Raw genomic sequence first — 16485 nt, 5'->3', positions numbered from 1 at the left:
GTCCCCTTACAGCTTCAGCAGGCTGGCGTCGTCGACCGAGGCCGAGTGGCGGGAGCGGAAGATCGTCATGATGATCGCCAGGCCGACGACGACTTCGGCGGCGGCCACGACCATCGTGAAGAAGGCGATGATCTGGCCGTCGAGATTGCCGTGCATCCGGGAGAAGGTGACGAACGCCAGGTTGCAGGCGTTCAGCATCAGCTCGACGCACATGAAGACGACGATCGCGTTCCGCCGGATGAGCACGCCGGCCGCTCCGATGGTGAACAACAGGGCCGCCAGATAGAGGTAGTTGACCGGGTTCACTTCGCGGCCCCCTTCGTGTCGCCGTGGCCCTGCTCCAGCCAGTCCCCGGAGCGCTGCTCCAGGGCCGCCAGCTCGGCGAGCGCCTCGCCGGAGACGTCGCGGATCTGGCCCCGGGCGCGCAGCGTCGGGCTGACGGTGAGCTCCGAGGGCGTGCCGTCGGGCAGCAGGCCGGGGATGTCGACGGCGTTGTGCCGGGCGTAGACGCCGGGTGCGGGCAGCGGCGGCAGCTGCTTGCCCTCCCGGACGCGCGCCTCGGACCGCTCGCGCTGGGTCGCGGCGCGCTCGGCGCGCTCGCGGTGGGTGAGCACCATCGCGCCGACGGCGGCGGTGATCAGCAGGGCACCGGTGATCTCGAAGGCGAAGACGTACTTGGTGAAGATGAGGGCCGCGAGGCCCTGTACGTTGCCGCCGGAGTTGGCCTGGCCGAGTCCGTTGAAGTGGCGGAGCGAGGCGTTGCCGATGCCGGCGACGAGCAGGATGCCGAAGCCCAGCCCGCATCCGGCGGCGAGCCAGCGCTGGCCCCTGATCGTCTCCTTGAGGGAGTCGGCGGCGGTGACGCCGACCAGCATGACGACGAAGAGGAAGAGCATCATGATCGCGCCGGTGTAGACGACGACCTGGACGACGCCGAGGAAATACGCGCCGTTGGCGAGGTAGAAGACCGCCAGGATGATCATGGTCGCGGCCAGCGACAGGGCGCTGTGCACGGACTTCTTCATCAGCACGGTGGCGAGCGCGCCGAGCACGGCGACGGTGCCCAGCACCCAGAACTGGACCGCCTCGCCCGTCGAGGTGGCGGAAGCAGCGGCGAAGGCACTCATTTCCCGGCCGCCTTCCGCGCCGCGGGCTCCTCGGGACCGAAGTCGGAGGAACCCTCCTGCGGCTTCTCGCCCTTGGAGACGGCGACCTGCTGGACGGTCCCGGGCGCCGCTCCGGTCACCAGGCCGCGGTAGTAGTCCTGCTCGGTCATCCCGGGGAAGATCGCGTGCGGGCTGTCGACCATGCGGTCGTCGAGGCCCGCCAGCAGCTCTTCCTTGGTGTAGATGAGCGAGGCCCGGCTGGTGTTGGCCAGTTCGTACTCGTTGGTCATCGTCAGCGCCCGGGTGGGGCACGCTTCGACGCACAGCCCGCAGAGGATGCAGCGCAGGTAGTTGATCTGGTAGACGCGGCCGTAGCGCTCGCCCGGGGAGTAGCGCTCCTCGTCGGTGTTGTCCGCGCCCTCCACATAGATCGCGTCCGCCGGGCAGGCCCACGCGCACAGCTCGCAGCCGATGCACTTCTCCAGGCCGTCGGGGTGGCGGTTGAGCTGGTGACGGCCGTGGAAGCGGGGCGCGGTGAGCTTTTTCTCCTCCGGGTACTGCTCGGTCAGCCGCTTCTTGAACATGGCCTTGAAGGTCACGCCGAAGCCGGCCACGGGGTTCTGGAAGGGGGTCCGGGGGGTGTCCCCCCGGGAGGGCTCAGCAGGCACCACCGGCCTCCTTTCCGTCACGGACATCGTCACTGAGAGTATCGACGCCACCACTGACAATCAGCTCGCGGTCCTGGCGCGACCGTCGGCGGGGCACCGGCGGCAGGGTCTGCCCGGGCAGCGGCGGCACGGGGAAGCCGCCCGCCATCGGGTCGAAGCCGGGTCCCGGCTCGGCGGGCACGCCGTCGGCCCCGTCCCGCTGCCCGCCACGGTCACGGAAGATGTCGAACACGAAGGAGACCAGCAGGATCGCGACGACCGCGCCGCCGACGTAGAGCACGATCTCCTGGAAGTCGTACCGCTCGTTCCGCAGCGCCCGCACGGTGGCGACGAGCATCAGCCACACCATCGAGACGGGGATGAGGACCTTCCACCCCAGCTTCATGAACTGGTCGTAGCGCAGCCGCGGCAGCGTGCCGCGCAGCCAGATGAAGAAGAACAGCAGCAGCTGGAGCTTGATGACGAACCAGAGCATCGGCCACCAGCCGTGGTTCGCGCCCTCCCAGAACGCCGAGATCGGGTACGGGGCCCGCCAGCCGCCCAGGAAGAGCGTCACCGCGACCGCCGAGACCGTGACCATGTTGACGTACTCGGCCAGCATGAACATCGCGAACTTGATCGAGGAGTACTCGGTGTTGAAGCCGCCGACCAGGTCGCCCTCGGACTCGGGCAGGTCGAACGGCGCCCGGTTGGTCTCGCCGACCATCGACACGATGTAGATCAGGAAGGAGACCGGCAGCAGCAGCACGTACCAGCGGTCCTCCTGCGCGTCGACGATCGTCGACGTCGACATGGACCCGGAGTAGAGGAAGACGGCGGCGAACGAGACGCCCATCGCGATCTCGTAGGAGATCATCTGCGCGCACGAGCGCAGACCGCCGAGCAACGGATACGTCGAGCCGGAGGACCAGCCCGCGAGGACGATGCCGTAGATGCCGATGGAGGCGGTGGCGAGGATGTAGAGCACCGCGATCGGCAGATCGGTGAGCTGCATCGTCGTGCGCTGGCCGAAGATGGAGACCTCGTTGCCGGCCGGGCCGAAGGGGATCACCGCGATCGCCATGAAGGCGGGGACGGCGGCGACGACCGGGGCGAGGAGATAGACCGCCTTGTCGGCGCGCTTGACGATCACGTCCTCTTTGAGCATCAGCTTGATGCCGTCCGCGAGGGACTGCAGCATGCCCCACGGCCCGTGCCGGTTGGGGCCGATGCGCAACTGCATCCACGCGACGATCTTGCGCTCGAAGACGATCGAGAGCAGCACGGTCACCATGACGAACGCGAAGCAGAAGACCGCCTTGAGGGCGATCAGCCACCAGGGGTCCCGGCCGAACATCGACAGGTCCTCGGCGGCCAGTTCGTGGAGCGGGGCGAGGTTCGTCATCACAGCCGGACCTCCCGGGCACCGGTGCCGGTCGTATCCGCTCCGGAGGCGTCCGGGCCGATCCGTACGAGCGTGCCCGGGCTCGCGCCCACGGCGTCGGTGACCGAGCCGCCGACGGAGTTCAGCGGCAGCCACACCACCCGGTCCGGCATGACCGTGACGGCGAGCGGCAGCCGCACCGTCCCGGCCGGGCCGGTCACCGCCAGCGGTTCGCCGTCGCGCACGCCCACCTCCGCCGCCGTGGCGGCGGAGAGCCGGGCGAGGGCCGCGTGCCGGGTACCGGCCAGGGCTTCGTCACCGTCCTGCAGCCGCCCCTCGTCGAGCAGCAGCCGGTGGCCCGCGAGGACCGCCTCGCCGGGCTCGGGGACGGGCAGCGGGCGGGCGGGCTCGGCCGGGTCCGCCGCGTGGGCGCCGGTCCAGGTGCCGAGCCGGGCCATTTCCGCCCGTGCGGCCGGGACGTCCGGCAGCGCGAGGGCGGCGCCCATGGCGTCCGCCAGCATGTGCAGCACCCGGACGTCCGGCATGAGATGGCGCCGTGTCACCTGGTCCGGTTTGATCGCGACCTCGAACGGGCGGGCCCGGCCCTCCCAGTTGAGGAACGTGCCGGACTTCTCCACCACCGCGGCCACCGGCAGCACCACGTCCGCCCGGTCCGTCACCTCGCTCGGCCGCTGCTCCAGGCTGACGAGGAAGCCGATGGCGTCCAGCGCGGCACGCGCGCGTGCCGGGTCGGGCAGGTCCGCGACCTCCACCCCGGCCACCACCAGGGCACCCAGTTCGCCCGTGGCGGCCGCCTCGATGATCTGGCCGGTGTCCCGCCCGGGGCTGCGGGGCAGTTCACCCGTGCCCCACGCGACGGCGGTCTCCTCCCGCGCGCGCGGGTCGGTGGCAGGACGGCCGCCCGGCAGCAGGCCCGGCAGGGCGCCCGCCTCGAGCGCGCCCCGCTCGCCCGCCCGGCGCGGGATCCACGCCAGCGTCGCCCCGGTGGCCGTGGCGGCCGCCACGGCGGCGGTCAGGGCGCCCGGCACGGCCGCCGTCCGCTCCCCCACGACGATCACCGAGCCGGGGGCGCGCAGCGCGTCGGCCGCGGCCCGGCCGTCCGTGTCGAGGCCGCCGGAGAGGCCGCCGGTGTCCGCCAGCGCCCGCAGCCACTCGGTCTCGGTGCCGGGGGCGGCCGGCAGCAGCGTGCCGCCGGCCTTCTCGAGCCCCCGGGTGGCGTGCGTGGCAAGCGCGAAGACGCGCTGCCCGTGCTTGCGGTGCGCCTTGCGCAGCCGCAGGAACACCCCGGGCGCCTCCTCCTCCGCCTCGAATCCGACGAGCAGCACCGCCGGGGCCTTCTCCAGCGCGGCGTAGGTCAGCCCGCCGCCGTCGACGTCCCGGCCGCGGCCCGCGACCCGGGCCGCGAGGAAGTCGGCCTCTTCCGCGCTGTGCACGCGCGCGCGGAAGTCGACGTCATGGGTGTCGAGGGCGACGCGGGCGAACTTGGCGTAGGCATAGGCGTCCTCGACCGTCAGCCGTCCGCCCGTCAGCACCCCGGCCCGGCCGCGCGCGGCGGACAGCCCGCGGGCCGCGGCGTCGAGCGCCTCGGGCCAGCTCGCCGGCTCCAGCACGCCGTCGGCGTTCCGGACGAGCGGGCTGCCCAGCCGGTCCGGCCGCTGCGCGTAACGGAACGCGAAGCGGCCCTTGTCGCACACCCATTCCTCGTTGACCTCGGGGTCGTCGGCGGCGAGGCGGCGCATGACCTTGCCGCGCCGGTGGTCCGTGCGCGTCGCGCAGCCGCCCGCGCAGTGCTCGCAGACCGTCGGCGAGGAGACCAGGTCGAAGGGCCGGGCGCGGAACCGGTACGCCGCCGAGGTGAGCGCCCCCACCGGGCAGATCTGGATGGTGTTGCCCGAGAAGTACGACTCGAAGGGGTCGCCCTCGCCCGTGCCGACCTGCTGGAGCGCGCCGCGCTCCAGGAGCTCGATCATCGGGTCGCCCGCGATCTGCTGGGAGAAGCGGGTGCAGCGCGCGCACAGCACGCACCGCTCGCGGTCCAGCAGCACCTGGGGGGAGATCGGCACCGGCTTCTCGAAGGTGCGCTTGTGACCCTCGAAGCGGGAGTCGGACTGCCCGGCGGACATCGCCTGGTTCTGCAGGGGGCACTCGCCGCCCTTGTCGCAGACCGGGCAGTCGAGCGGGTGGTTGATGAGCAGCAGCTCCATCACCCCGCGCTGGGCCTTCTCGGCGACGGGCGAGGTGAGCTGGGTCCTGACCACCATGCCGTCCGTGCAGGTGATCGTGCAGGACGCCATCGGCTTGCGCTGGCCCTCGACCTCGACGATGCACTGGCGGCAGGCGCCGACGGGGTCCAGCAGCGGGTGGTCGCAGAAGCGGGGGATCTCGATGCCGAGCAGTTCGGCGGCCCGGATGACGAGCGTGCCCTTGGGCACGGAGAGGGCGATGCCGTCGATGGTGACGGAGACGAGATCGTCCGGTGGCGGCGCCGCCTCTCCTCCGGAGGGGGCGGATGTGGTGACGGTCATGCGTGCACCTCCGGGTGCGACGTCCTGGTGTCGTCGGCCCACACCGTCGACGCGGCCGGGTCGAAGGGGCAGCCCTTGCCGGTGATGTGCCGTTCGTACTCCTCGCGGAAGTACTTCAGCGAGGAGAAGATCGGGCTCGCGGCACCGTCGCCGAGCGCGCAGAAGGACTTGCCGTTGATGTTGTCGGCGATGTCGTTGATCTTGTCGAGGTCGGCCATGCGCCCCTTGCCGGCCTCGATGTCGCGGAGCAACTGCACCAGCCAGTACGTGCCTTCGCGGCAGGGCGTGCACTTGCCGCACGACTCGTGGGCGTAGAACTCGGTCCAGCGGGTGACGGCCCGTACGACGCAGGTCGTCTCGTCGAAGCACTGCAGGGCCTTGGTGCCGAGCATCGACCCGGCGGCACCCACCGCCTCGTAGTCGAGCGGCACGTCGAGGTGTTCGTCGGTGAACATCGGGGTGGACGAGCCGCCCGGGGTCCAGAACTTGAGCCGGTGGCCGGGGCGCATGCCGCCGCTCATCTCCAGCAGCTGGCGCAGCGTGATCCCCAGCGGTGCCTCGTACTGGCCGGGGCCCGCGACATGGCCGCTGAGGGAGTACAGCGTGAAGCCGGGGGACTTCTCGCTGCCCATCGAACGGAACCATTCCTTACCGCGATTGAGGATCGCGGGAACCGAGGCGATGGACTCGACGTTGTTCACCACGGTGGGGCAGGCGTAGAGCCCGGCGACCGCGGGGAAGGGGGGCCGGAGCCGGGGCTGGCCGCGGCGGCCTTCGAGCGAGTCGAGGAGTGCCGTTTCCTCGCCGCAGATGTACGCACCCGCACCCGCGTGGACGGTGATGTCGACGTCGAGTCCGCTGCCCAGGACGTTCCGGCCGAGGTAGCCCGCCGCGCGGGCCTCGCGCACGGCCTCGTGCAGCCGGCGCAGCACGGGGACGGTCTCGCCGCGCAGATAGATGAAGGCGTGTTCCGAGCGGATCGCGTAACAGGCGATCAGCATGCCCTCGATGAGGGAGTGCGGATTGGCGAAGAGCAGCGGGATGTCCTTGCAGGTGCCCGGCTCGGACTCGTCCGCGTTGACGACGAGGTAGTGCGGTTTGCCGTCGCCCTGCGGGATGAACTGCCACTTCATCCCGGTCGGGAAGCCCGCACCGCCCCTGCCCCGCAGCCCCGAGTCCTTGACGTAGGCGATCACTTCGTCGGGGGACATCGCGAGTGCCTTGCGCAGGCCCTGGTAGCCGTCGTGGCGCCGGTAGGTCTCCAGCGTCCAGGACTCCGGCTGGTCCCAGAAGGCGCTCAGCACGGGTGAGAGCAGCTTCTCGGGACTCGTTTCGTTGACGGCGGCCGCCACGGTCATCCCTCCCCCTCCTCGGCGATCGGCCCGGCCGGGAAGTCCGGGTCGGAGTCGGACGTCTTCTGGGGTGCGTCGTGCGAGCTGGGGTGCCGCTTGGGCGGCTGTTCGTCGTGGTGCGGCGGGGTGTCCTGCTGCGGTACGCCGCGCGGGGGGCCGACCCGGGCCGGGCCGCTCTCGCCCCGGGCCAGCCGGAGCCCCGCCAGTGAGGCGTGCCCGGCACCGCCGGTCGCCTCGACGGCGCCCGGCCGCTCGTCGGGGAAGCCGGCCAGGATGCGGGCCGTCTCCTGGTACGTGCACAGGGGCGCGCCGCGCGTCGGCAGGGCCGTGCGGCCCGCGCGCAGGTCGTCGACGAGCCGCTTGGCGCTCTCGACGGTCTGGTTGTCGAAGAACTCCCAGTTGACCATCACGACGGGCGCGAAGTCGCAGGCCGCGTTGCACTCGATGTGTTCGAGGGTGACCTTGCCGTCGGGGGTGGTCTCCTCGTTTCCGACGCCCAGGTGCTGTTTCAGGGCGTCGAAGATGGCGTCGCCGCCGAGCACCGCGCACAGGGTGTTGGTGCAGACCCCGACCTGGTAATCGCCGCCGGGCCGCCGGCGGTACATGGTGTAGAAGGTCGAGACCGCGGTGACCTCGGCGGTGGTCAGGCCGAGTTGCTCGGCGCAGAAGCGGATGCCGGTGCGGGTGACGTGCCCCTCCTCGGCCTGCACGAGGTGCAGCAGCGGCAGCAGCGCGCTGCGGCTGTCGGGGTAGCGGGCGATCACCTCCTTCGCGTCCGCGTCGAGCCGGGCGCGTACCTCGGCGGGATAGTCGGGGGCGGGGAGCTGCGGCATCCCCAGCTGCACCCCTTGACTGCTCGATGTGGCACTCACCGGTCGACGCCTCCCATCACGGGGTCGATGGACGCGACGGCGACGATGACGTCGGCCACCTGGCCGCCCTCGCACATCGCCGCCATGGACTGGAGGTTGGTGAAGGAGGGATCGCGGAAGTGGACGCGGTAGGGGCGGGTGCCGCCGTCGCTGACCACGTGCACGCCCAGCTCGCCCTTGGGGGATTCCACCGCCACGTACACCTGCCCGGGCGGTACCCGGAACCCTTCCGTCACCAGCTTGAAGTGGTGGATCAGGGCCTCCATCGAGGTGCCCATGATCTTCTTGATGTGGTCGAGGGAGTTGCCGAGGCCGTCCGGGCCGAGGGCCAGTTGGGCGGGCCAGGCGATCTTCTTGTCGGCCACCATGACCGGGCCCGGCTCCAGCCGGTCCAGGCACTGTTCGACGATCCGCAGCGACTGGCGCATCTCCTCCAGCCGGATGAGGAAGCGTCCGTAGGAGTCGCAGGTGTCGGCGGTCGGGACGTCGAAGTCGTACGTCTCGTAGCCGCAGTAGGGCTGCGACTTGCGCAGGTCGTGCGGGAGGCCGGCGGCGCGCAGGATCGGGCCGGTCGCGCCGAGGGCCATGCAGCCGGCGAGGTCCAGATAGCCGACGTCCTGCAACCGGCCCTTGAAGATCGGGTTGCCGGTGGCGAGCTTGTCGTACTCGGGGAGGTTCTTGCGCATCTTCTTCACGAATTCGCGCACCGCGTCCACCGCGCCCGGAGGCAGGTCCTGGGCGAGCCCGCCGGGCCGGATGTACGCGTGGTTCAAGCGCAGCCCGGTGATCAGCTCGTAGAGGTCCAGGATCATCTCGCGGTCCCGGATGCCGTAGATCATGATCGTGGTGGCACCGAGCTCCATGCCGCCGGTGGCGATGCACACCAGGTGCGAGGAGATGCGGTTCAGCTCCATCAGCATCACGCGGACGATCGTGGCCCGGTCCGGGACCTGGTCCTCGATGCCGAGCAGCCGCTCCACGCCCATGCAGTACGCCGTCTCGTTGTAGAACGAGGTGAGGTAGTCCATGCGCGTGACGAAGGTGGTGCCCTGCGTCCAGTTGCGGAATTCGAGGTTCTTCTCGATGCCGGTGTGGAGGTAGCCGATGCCGCAGCGGGCCTCGGTGACCGTCTCGCCGTCGATCTCCAGGATGAGCCGGAGCACCCCGTGGGTGGAGGGGTGCTGCGGGCCCATGTTGACGATGATCCGCTCGTCGTCGGCCCGCTTGGCCGCCTCCGCGATCTCGTCCCAGTCGCCGCCGGTGACGGTGTAGACGGTGCCCTCGGTGGTGTCGCGGGCACTGGCTCGGGGAGTGCTCATCAGGTGTACGACCTCCGCTGGTCCGGAGCCGGGATCTGGGCGCCCTTGTACTCGACGGGGATGCCGCCGAGGGGGTAGTCCTTGCGCTGCGGGTGGCCCTGCCAGTCGGCCGGCATGAAGATCCGCGTGAGCGCCGGGTGGCCGTCGAAGATCAGGCCGAAGAAGTCGTAGGTCTCGCGCTCGTGCCAGTCGTTGGTCGGGTAGACGTCGACGATCGACGGCACGTGCGGATCGCTGTCGGGGGCGCTGACCTCCAGCCTGATCAGCCGGTTGTGGGTGATCGAGCGCAGGTGGTAGACCGCGTGCAGCTCGCGCCCCTTGTCGCCCTCGAAGTGCACCCCGCTCACGCCGGTGCACAGCTCGAAGCGGAGCGCCGGGTCGTCGCGCAGGGTGCGGGCGACGCGCGGCAGGTGTTCGCGGGCGATGTGGAAGGTGATCTCGCCGCGGTCGACGACGGTCTTCTCGATCGCGTTCTCCGGGACGAGTCCCTGCTCCTCGAGAGCGCCCTCCAGCTCGTCGGCCACCTCGTCGAACCAGCCGCCGTAGGGGCGGCTCGACGCTCCCGGCAGCCGTACGGTCCGCACGAGGCCGCCGTAGCCGCTGGTGTCGCCGCCGTTCCCGACGCCGAACATGCCGCGCTGGACCCGGATGGCCTCGCCCTGCCCGCCGCGCTGGGAGGGGAGCCGCTCGTCCGGTGTCCGTTCCTGCTCGCTCACCGCAGCAGACCCTTCATCTCGATCAACGGCAGGGCCTTGAGCGCCGCTTGCTCCGCATCGCGCTCCGCTTCCTCGCGGTGCACGCCGAGCTTCTCGCCCTGGATCTTCTTGTGGAGCTTCAAGATCGCGTCCATGAGCATCTCGGGGCGGGGCGGGCAGCCGGGCAGATAGATGTCGACCGGCACGATGTGGTCGACGCCCTGCACGATGGCGTAGTTGTTGAACATGCCGCCGCTGGAGGCGCAGACCCCCATGGAGATCACCCACTTGGGGTTCGGCATCTGGTCGTAGATCTGGCGCAGCACCGGCGCCATCTTCTGGCTGACCCGCCCGGCCACGATCATCAGATCGGCCTGCCGGGGCGAGCCGCGGAAGATCTCCATGCCGAAGCGGGCGAGGTCGTAGCGCCCGGCACCGGTCGACATCACCTCGATGGCGCAGCAGGCCAGGCCGAACGTGGCCGGGAAGACGGACGACTTGCGGAACCAGCCGGCGGCCTGCTCGACGGTGGTCAGCGCGAAGCCGCTGGGCAGCTTCTCTTCGAGTCCCACGGTTGGTGCCCCCTAGTCCCATTCCAGGCCGCCGCGCCGCCAGACGTAGGCGTAGGCGACGAAGACGGTGAGCACGAAGAGCAGCATCTCCACGAGCCCGAACAACCCCAGGGCGTCGAAGGTGACGGCCCAGGGATAGAGGAAGACGATCTCGATGTCGAAGACGATGAAGAGCATCGCCGTCAGGTAGTACTTGATCGGGAAGCGCCCGCCACCGGCCGGCTGCGGGGTCGGTTGGACGCCGCATTCATAGGCCTCGAGCTTGGCGCGGTTGTACCTCTTGGGCCCGATGAGCGAGGCCATGACCACGGAGAAGATCGCGAAGCCTGCCCCGAGGGCTCCCAGTACGAGGATGGGCGCGTAGGCGTTCACCGCTCCTCGCTCCTTCCAGTCGACGCTGACTGCTGGCTGACCGGACCCGGCGGGCGCACCGCGCTCATGTCCGGGGACCGCGGCTTCGCCACGAAGATCACCCCCATGTGAGGCAGTTCACAAGCCCGGGTCGCCTGCATCCTATGCCCGCTGGTCTGTGATCTGCGACACGGGGTACGCGCCCGCGTTTGTGATCTCCGCCACCTGACGAACGATCATTAAGTCGGATGAGCAGTGATCTTCATACGCGAAGCGGCCGAGTGATCACGAGAGGTGACATTCAGGGGCGTCAGCGCTGGTGGGATGGGATGAGCCATTATCAAGCCATGGCCGGTGCAGGCAAATTGGCAATGGTAGCCGTCAACTGATAAGGGATTGCCACCCGGTGGGGCGACCGCCGTCACCCGCCGTCCTTGATCGCGGTTTGCGCTCCGGTTCGCACCCCGCTTCGCGAAGGGCGCATGGGGCGGGAGGGGCGTGACGTCCGCCACGTGACAACAGGTTTCCCCAGCGGATTCAAGGGGAAGCCTCGACGGGCGTGCCCTAAAAGTGATAGGCCGTCCAATGGGCGGCACGGATGGCCAAATGCCATGCTGAGGCACATGATCGCGGGTCACGGCCAGGTCACGGCCGCGGCGACCCCCGGGGCGAAAAGTCCGAATTCCAGGCGCGAGCACGGCGATTGTGGCGCACGCCACTTTTGTTGATCTCAACCTACGGGGACTGATAGCCGTTGTTCCATGTCCCCGAACGCGCAGATAACCAGCCACCGGAAGCCCCGCCGTGCGACGCAGTCCTGGGTGGTCCGCACCGGCGTTGCAGGCGGTGTCCTCGGCACCCTCGCGGTGACCGGGGCGGCGGCGGCCAACGCCGCCGAGAAGCCCGTCGAGTCGACGATGGAGATGCCGGCGATCAACGCCGCCCTCGCCGCCTCCATCACGCAGAGCGCCGCCTCCACGCACCAGGCCGCCTTCGACTACGAGGTCCAGGCGCAGCAGGACAAGGCCGAGGGCGAGGCCCGCGCCGAGGCCAAGAAGGTCAAGGACGAGGCCGACCGCAAGGCCGAGGCCGAGAAGAAGGTCGCCGAGGCCAAGGAGAAGGAGGCCGCGCAGGCCCGCGCCTCCCGCACCTCCGACCGTTCGGAGCTGGGCACCAAGTCCGCTTCCGCCGACTCCGCAGGCGGCACCGAGGCCGCGGGCTCCGGCTCCACCGCCGGCTCCTCCGCCACGGGCTCGGCCGCGACGCTGGTCTCCTACCTCAAGGCGCAGGTCGGCAAGGCGTACGTGATGGGCAGCACCGGCCCCTCCTCGTTCGACTGCTCGGGCCTGGTCATGTCGGCCTACAGCCAGATCGGCATCGACCTCCCCCGCATCTCGCAGGACCAGTCGACGGCGGGCACCGCGGTGTCCCTCGACAACCTGCAGGTCGGCGACATCGTCTACTGGGGCGCCGCCGGCAGCGCGTACCACGTGGGCGTCTACATCGGCGACGGCCAGTTCATCGGCGCGCAGAACCCGAGCACGGGTGTCGTCGAGCGCTCGCTGAGCTACTCCCCGCCGACGGGTGCCGTTCGCGTCATGTGACGCGGGTACCCCCAGCATCCTTCCGAAGGCCGCCGTTCCCCTCCGCTCGGGACGGCGGCCTTCGGCATGTGCGGCGGGCGCCCGGGCGAGGGACAATCCACTTGGCTGCCGGGTGATTTGCCGCAACAATCCTGATATGTCACGAACCTTTGAGGAACTGGTGGCCGAGGCCGAGACCGTCCCCGTCGACGGCTGGGACTTCTCCTGGCTGGACGGCCGGGCCACCGAGCAGCGCCCCTCCTGGGGCTACCAGCGCACGATGGGCGAGCACCTGGCCCGCGCGTCCGCCGCCCTCGACATCCAGACGGGCGGCGGTGAGGTCCTCGCCGGGGCGCCGAAGCTGCCCGCTCTGATGGTGGCCACGGAGTCCTGGCCGCCGAACGTCGCGAAGGCGACCGAGCTGCTGCACCCGCTCGGGGCGGTCGTCGTCGCGGACGCCGACGAACCGCCCCTGCCGTTCGCCGACGCGGCCTTCGACCTGGTGACCAGCCGTCACCCGGCGACGGTCTGGTGGACGGAGATCGCCCGGGTGCTCCGGCCCGGCGGCACCTACCTCGCCCAGCACGTCGGCCCGGCCAGCGTCTTCGAGCTGGTCGAGTACTTCCTCGGCCCGCAGCCCGAGGAGATCCGGCGCAAGCGCCACCCCGACGACGAGCGGCGGGAGGCGGAGGCGGCCGGCCTGGGGATCCTCGACCTGCGGTTCGAGTCCCTGCGGACCGAGTTCTTCGACATCGGGGCGGTGATCTACTTCCTGCGGAAGGTGATCTGGATGGTCCCCGGCTTCACCGTCGACCGGTACCGCGACCGGCTGCGGGAGCTCGACGGGAAGATCCGGGCCGAGGGCCCGTTCGTCGCGCACTCGACCCGTTTCCTGATCGAGGCCCGCAAGCCGGTCTGACCGCGCCGGCACCGTCAGGCGAGCGACACGAGATCCAGATAGTCCGTGCTCCACAGGTCCTCGGTGCCGTCCGGCAGCACCAGGACCCGGTCCGGGCGCAGCGCCTCGATGGCGCCCTCGTCGTGGGTGACCATCACGAGGGCGCCCGGGTACGAGCCGACGGCCGCGAGGACCTCGCCGCGCGAGGCCGGGTCGAGGTTGTTCGTCGGCTCGTCCAGCAGCAGCACGTTCGCGCCGGAGTGGACGAGCCCGGCCAGCGCCAGCCGGGTCTTCTCTCCGCCGGAGAGCACCCGGGCGGGTTTGTCGGCGTCGTCGCCGCCGAACAGGAACGCCCCCAGTACGTGCCGCGCCTCACCGTCGGTCAGGTGCGGCGCGGCGGCGGCCAGGTTCTCCCGTACGGTGCGCGCGGCGTCGAGCGTGTCGTGCTCCTGGGCGAAGTAGCCCAGCCGCAGCCCGTGCCCGCGCACCACACGGCCCGCGTCGGGCCGTTCCCGCCCGGCGAGTATCCGCAGCAGGGTGGTCTTGCCGGCGCCGTTGAGCCCGAGGACGACCAGACGGCTGCCCCGGTCGACGGCCAGGTCCACTCCGGACAGCACGGGGTGCTCGCCGTAGGCCTTGGCCAGGGCGACGGCCCCGAGCGGCATCCGCCCGCAGGGGGCGGGCTCGGGCAGCCGGATGCGGGCGACCTTCTCCGTGCGGCGGGCCGGTTCCAGCTCGGCGAGCATCCGGTCGGCGCGGCGGGCCATGTTCTTCGCGGCGGTGGCGGTCGCGACGTGCGACCGCATCTTGTCGGCCTGGGTGCGCAGCGCGGCCGCCTTCCGCTCGGCGTTGGCCCTCTCCCGGGTGCGGCGCCGCCGGTCGGCCTCCCGCTGGGCGAGGTAGGTGTGCCAGCCGGTGTTGTGCACGTCGATGGTGGCCCGGGCGGGATCGAGGTCGAAGACCCGGTTGACGGTGTCGGCCAGCAGCCGGGTGTCATGGCTGATGACGACGAGTCCGCCCCGGTGCCCGGCGAGGAACGTCCGCAGCCAGCCGACCGAGTCGGCGTCGAGATGGTTCGTCGGCTCGTCCAGCAGCAGCGTCCCGTGGTCGGCGAAGAGGATGCGGGCCAGCTCGACCCTGCGCCGCTGGCCGCCGGACAGCGCCCCGAGCGGCTGCCCCATGGCCCGGGTCGGCAGCCCGACACCGGCGGCGACCCGCGCGGCCTCGGCCTCGGCGGCGTACCCGCCCCGGGCCTGGAAGTCCGCCTCGGCGCGGACGTACGCGCCCATCGCCCGCTCCTGCGCGGCCGCCGCGCCCGCGGCCCGGGCCATCGCGGCCTCGGCGTCGCGCAGCGCGCGGACCGCGCGGTCCAGCCCGCGGGCGGACAGGATCCGGTCGGTGACGGTGGTCGCGGGCTCGGCCGCGCGGGAGTCCTGCGGCAGATAGCCGAGGGAGCCGGTGACGGTGACGCCCCCGGCGGCGGGCCGGTCCACCCCGGCCAGGGTCTTCATCAAGGTGGTCTTGCCCGCGCCGTTACGGCCGACCAGGCCGATGCGGTCGCCGGGGGCGACGTGGAAGGAGACGTCGGACAGCAGAAGGCGGGCGCCGACGCGGACGTCGACACCGCGAACGGTGATCATGGAGTTACGCTCCGAAACAGCTCAAGGACACACGGGTGGCGTGGGATCGGGTCCTTGAGCTAGGAAATGCGGGGCGTAGACATGGGAACGACGATAGCCGGGGGGTGGTCGGGGGCGCATGCGAATTCCGCCGCTCCTAGTCCGGCCAGGACAGGGTGGTCAGGTCGCGGAGGGCTTCGGCGGGGACGAGCAGGCCCTTCGAGCCGTCTCGTGAACGGACACCGACCAGGCCCACCAGCGCACCCGTCCCCACGTGGAATGCCGGAGCACCCCCGAGGCCGTTGACGAGCTCGCCCTCGACCCGTATCCAGCTACCGGTCCGGCCCTTGACCTCCAGCAGGCAGGAATAGCGCTCCCCTGCTCCAGGACCGCTACGGACGTACCCGCTGACGAGCAATTGGCTGCCCGGCGGTGGCTGCCCGTCGAAATTGACCGTCGGCACGGAGGAGGCAATAGGAGAGGCCAGTCTCAAGACCGCCAGGTTCGGGAACACCTCCCGCCCTCCCCGGTCCTCGGGGTCCGACGGCAGCCACTCAGCCACTTCTGCGTTCACGGCCTCACCACTGGCAATCACCAGCACGGGCACCCCATCGGGCAGGGCCCCGAGCGCCGACCACGTGGTGACTACGGTCGTGCGGTCGACGAGCAGACCGTTGCCCCTGATCCGCCCATCGCTCAGCAACTTGACGGTCATGGACTCGACAAAGTGCTCGTCGATAGCCCACTGCGAGTTGATGTTGTAGAAGACGTCACCGTGGATGACGGTGCGGATCGTGCTCTCGTCGACGGCTTCAGGGCCGACGGCCGTCAACTCCCCCGGGCCGTCCTCGCGCGGACCGCCTTCGGCTTCGGCAAGCTGTCGTTCGAGCTGGTCACAGCGTTCTTCCGCCTGCCGGTGCAAGGCCCGGGCCTGTTCCAGCTCCTCCTTCAGCTGCCGGATCTCCGCGCACAGCCGCGCCCGTTCGGCGTCCCGGTCCATGCCGCGGGCGGACGGCCCGGGGTCCAGGGAGATCGAGGCCTGGAGCTCGCGGAACTGCATCTGAAGGTCCCGGATGCGATGTTCCTTGTCCCGCAGTGTGTCCTCCAGCCACCGCTCCCGCGAGGCCACCCGGCGCGCCTGCTGGTCGGCCAGTGCCAGCTGCTGTTCCAGCAGCTGGACCTTGTGGGTGGGGCTCTTCCCCGCCTCGAGCGCGGCGATGTGCAAGGAGCGCAGCATCTCCGTCGTCTCGGCGGTGGGAACCGTGCCCCGTTCCTCCGCGACGTCGTGCAGCAGGTTGAGGATGAACTCCCACGGTGGCAGCCGTCGGCCGCTGAGGTAGCGGGAGATCGTCGAGGAGTCGTAGCTCCTGCGGGCGGCATAGCGCCTCTCGGAGATCCTCAACCCCGCGAAGAGCCTCCGCAGTGCCTCCGCCAGCGCCCGCAGCTCACCCGGGAGCCCCTCGTCGAATTGCCGTAGCTCCCCCACGGAACCCCCCGAACGCCGTCCGGGTGCTGCCGACCGTCCGGCAGCACCGCTGCAC

The 16485-nt window shown here is 70.8% G+C and carries 15 protein-coding genes; 2 read left to right on the top strand and 13 right to left on the bottom strand.

Annotated elements, in window-relative coordinates; genetic code table 11:
* Window positions 1–6: 6 nt before the first annotated feature.
* Genes nuoK through FHS38_RS13640 form a run of 11 tightly spaced genes read right to left on the bottom strand, consistent with a single transcriptional unit; the run spans window position 7 to window position 10865 of the window.
* On the bottom strand, window positions 7–306 hold the full coding sequence (gene nuoK, locus FHS38_RS13690) for an NADH-quinone oxidoreductase subunit NuoK (RefSeq protein WP_184733830.1): 300 nt from the start codon (window positions 304–306) through the stop codon (window positions 7–9).
* A complete protein-coding gene (locus tag FHS38_RS13685; protein WP_184733829.1) occupies window positions 303–1127 on the bottom strand; it encodes an NADH-quinone oxidoreductase subunit J in 825 nt (274 codons plus the stop codon). The genes nuoK and FHS38_RS13685 overlap by 4 nt, the downstream gene beginning before the upstream one ends.
* The gene (gene nuoI, locus FHS38_RS13680; protein ID WP_221494978.1) at window positions 1124–1801 is read right to left on the bottom strand and encodes an NADH-quinone oxidoreductase subunit NuoI; all 678 of its coding nucleotides are present in this window, start codon (window positions 1799–1801) and stop codon (window positions 1124–1126) included. The genes FHS38_RS13685 and nuoI overlap by 4 nt, the downstream gene beginning before the upstream one ends.
* Window positions 1764–3158 carry an NADH-quinone oxidoreductase subunit NuoH gene (gene nuoH / locus FHS38_RS13675; protein WP_184733827.1) on the bottom strand — a complete coding sequence of 465 codons (1395 nt, stop codon included), beginning with the start codon at window positions 3156–3158 and terminating at the stop codon, window positions 1764–1766. The genes nuoI and nuoH overlap by 38 nt, the downstream gene beginning before the upstream one ends.
* Window positions 3158–5683 carry an NADH-quinone oxidoreductase subunit G gene (locus FHS38_RS13670; protein ID WP_184733826.1) on the bottom strand — a complete coding sequence of 842 codons (2526 nt, stop codon included), beginning with the start codon at window positions 5681–5683 and terminating at the stop codon, window positions 3158–3160. The genes nuoH and FHS38_RS13670 overlap by 1 nt, the downstream gene beginning before the upstream one ends.
* Window positions 5680–7041: an NADH-quinone oxidoreductase subunit NuoF gene (gene nuoF, locus FHS38_RS13665; protein ID WP_184733825.1), complete on the bottom strand. Its 1362-nt coding sequence runs from the start codon at window positions 7039–7041 to the stop codon at window positions 5680–5682. The genes FHS38_RS13670 and nuoF overlap by 4 nt, the downstream gene beginning before the upstream one ends.
* Complete coding sequence (nuoE, locus tag FHS38_RS13660) at window positions 7038–7868, bottom strand: NADH-quinone oxidoreductase subunit NuoE (RefSeq protein ID WP_184733824.1); 831 nt, start codon at window positions 7866–7868, stop codon at window positions 7038–7040. The genes nuoF and nuoE overlap by 4 nt, the downstream gene beginning before the upstream one ends.
* A gap of 35 nt (window positions 7869–7903) precedes the next feature.
* On the bottom strand, window positions 7904–9226 hold the full coding sequence (locus FHS38_RS13655; protein WP_184733823.1) for an NADH-quinone oxidoreductase subunit D: 1323 nt from the start codon (window positions 9224–9226) through the stop codon (window positions 7904–7906).
* Entirely contained in the window at window positions 9226–9942 is a 717-nt protein-coding gene (locus tag FHS38_RS13650; RefSeq protein ID WP_184733822.1) for an NADH-quinone oxidoreductase subunit C, read from the bottom strand. The genes FHS38_RS13655 and FHS38_RS13650 overlap by 1 nt, the downstream gene beginning before the upstream one ends.
* A complete protein-coding gene (locus FHS38_RS13645) occupies window positions 9939–10493 on the bottom strand; it encodes a NuoB/complex I 20 kDa subunit family protein (protein WP_184733821.1) in 555 nt (184 codons plus the stop codon). Before FHS38_RS13645 ends, FHS38_RS13650 begins: the two co-directional genes overlap by 4 nt.
* A 12-nt stretch (window positions 10494–10505) precedes the next feature.
* Window positions 10506–10865 (bottom strand): NADH-quinone oxidoreductase subunit A, encoded by a 360-nt coding sequence (locus FHS38_RS13640; RefSeq protein ID WP_130878901.1) that lies wholly within the window; start codon window positions 10863–10865, stop codon window positions 10506–10508.
* A 740-nt stretch (window positions 10866–11605) separates the two neighbouring features.
* Here FHS38_RS13640 and FHS38_RS13635 point away from each other — a divergent pair.
* Window positions 11606–12448 (top strand): C40 family peptidase, encoded by an 843-nt coding sequence (locus tag FHS38_RS13635; RefSeq protein ID WP_184733820.1) that lies wholly within the window; start codon window positions 11606–11608, stop codon window positions 12446–12448.
* Window positions 12449–12584: 136 nt separating this feature from the next.
* Window positions 12585–13346: a class I SAM-dependent methyltransferase gene (locus tag FHS38_RS13630; RefSeq protein ID WP_184733819.1), complete on the top strand. Its 762-nt coding sequence runs from the start codon at window positions 12585–12587 to the stop codon at window positions 13344–13346.
* A 14-nt stretch (window positions 13347–13360) separates the two neighbouring features.
* Here FHS38_RS13630 and FHS38_RS13625 read toward each other — a convergent pair whose 3' ends face one another.
* Window positions 13361–14965, bottom strand: a complete 1605-nt coding sequence (locus tag FHS38_RS13625) for an ABC-F family ATP-binding cassette domain-containing protein (protein WP_184733818.1) — start codon at window positions 14963–14965, stop codon at window positions 13361–13363.
* Between the two features lie 136 nt (window positions 14966–15101).
* Window positions 15102–16430, bottom strand: coding sequence for a hypothetical protein (locus tag FHS38_RS13620; protein ID WP_184733817.1), 1329 nt, complete (start codon window positions 16428–16430; stop codon window positions 15102–15104).
* Window positions 16431–16485: the final 55 nt, after the last annotated feature.

Source organism: Streptomyces netropsis, from assembly GCF_014203545.1.
GTDB classification, from domain to species: Bacteria; Actinomycetota; Actinomycetes; order Streptomycetales; family Streptomycetaceae; genus Streptomyces; species Streptomyces netropsis.
Note: the sequence above shows the minus strand (reverse complement) of the source record. Positions and strands in the feature narration are given on the sequence as shown.

Coding starts and splice junctions, on each gene's coding strand:
- FHS38_RS13685 (WP_184733829.1), bottom strand. CDS start 1,127: ATGAGTGCCTTCGCCGCTGCTTCCGCCACCTCGACGGGCGAGGCGGTC.
- nuoI (WP_221494978.1), bottom strand. CDS start 1,801: ATGTCCGTGACGGAAAGGAGGCCGGTGGTGCCTGCTGAGCCCTCCCGG.
- nuoH (WP_184733827.1), bottom strand. CDS start 3,158: ATGACGAACCTCGCCCCGCTCCACGAACTGGCCGCCGAGGACCTGTCG.
- FHS38_RS13670 (WP_184733826.1), bottom strand. CDS start 5,683: ATGACCGTCACCACATCCGCCCCCTCCGGAGGAGAGGCGGCGCCGCCA.
- nuoF (WP_184733825.1), bottom strand. CDS start 7,041: ATGACCGTGGCGGCCGCCGTCAACGAAACGAGTCCCGAGAAGCTGCTC.
- nuoE (WP_184733824.1), bottom strand. CDS start 7,868: ATGCCGCAGCTCCCCGCCCCCGACTATCCCGCCGAGGTACGCGCCCGG.
- FHS38_RS13655 (WP_184733823.1), bottom strand. CDS start 9,226: ATGAGCACTCCCCGAGCCAGTGCCCGCGACACCACCGAGGGCACCGTC.
- FHS38_RS13635 (WP_184733820.1), top strand. CDS start 11,606: ATGTCCCCGAACGCGCAGATAACCAGCCACCGGAAGCCCCGCCGTGCG.
- FHS38_RS13630 (WP_184733819.1), top strand. CDS start 12,585: ATGTCACGAACCTTTGAGGAACTGGTGGCCGAGGCCGAGACCGTCCCC.
- FHS38_RS13625 (WP_184733818.1), bottom strand. CDS start 14,965: ATGATCACCGTTCGCGGTGTCGACGTCCGCGTCGGCGCCCGCCTTCTG.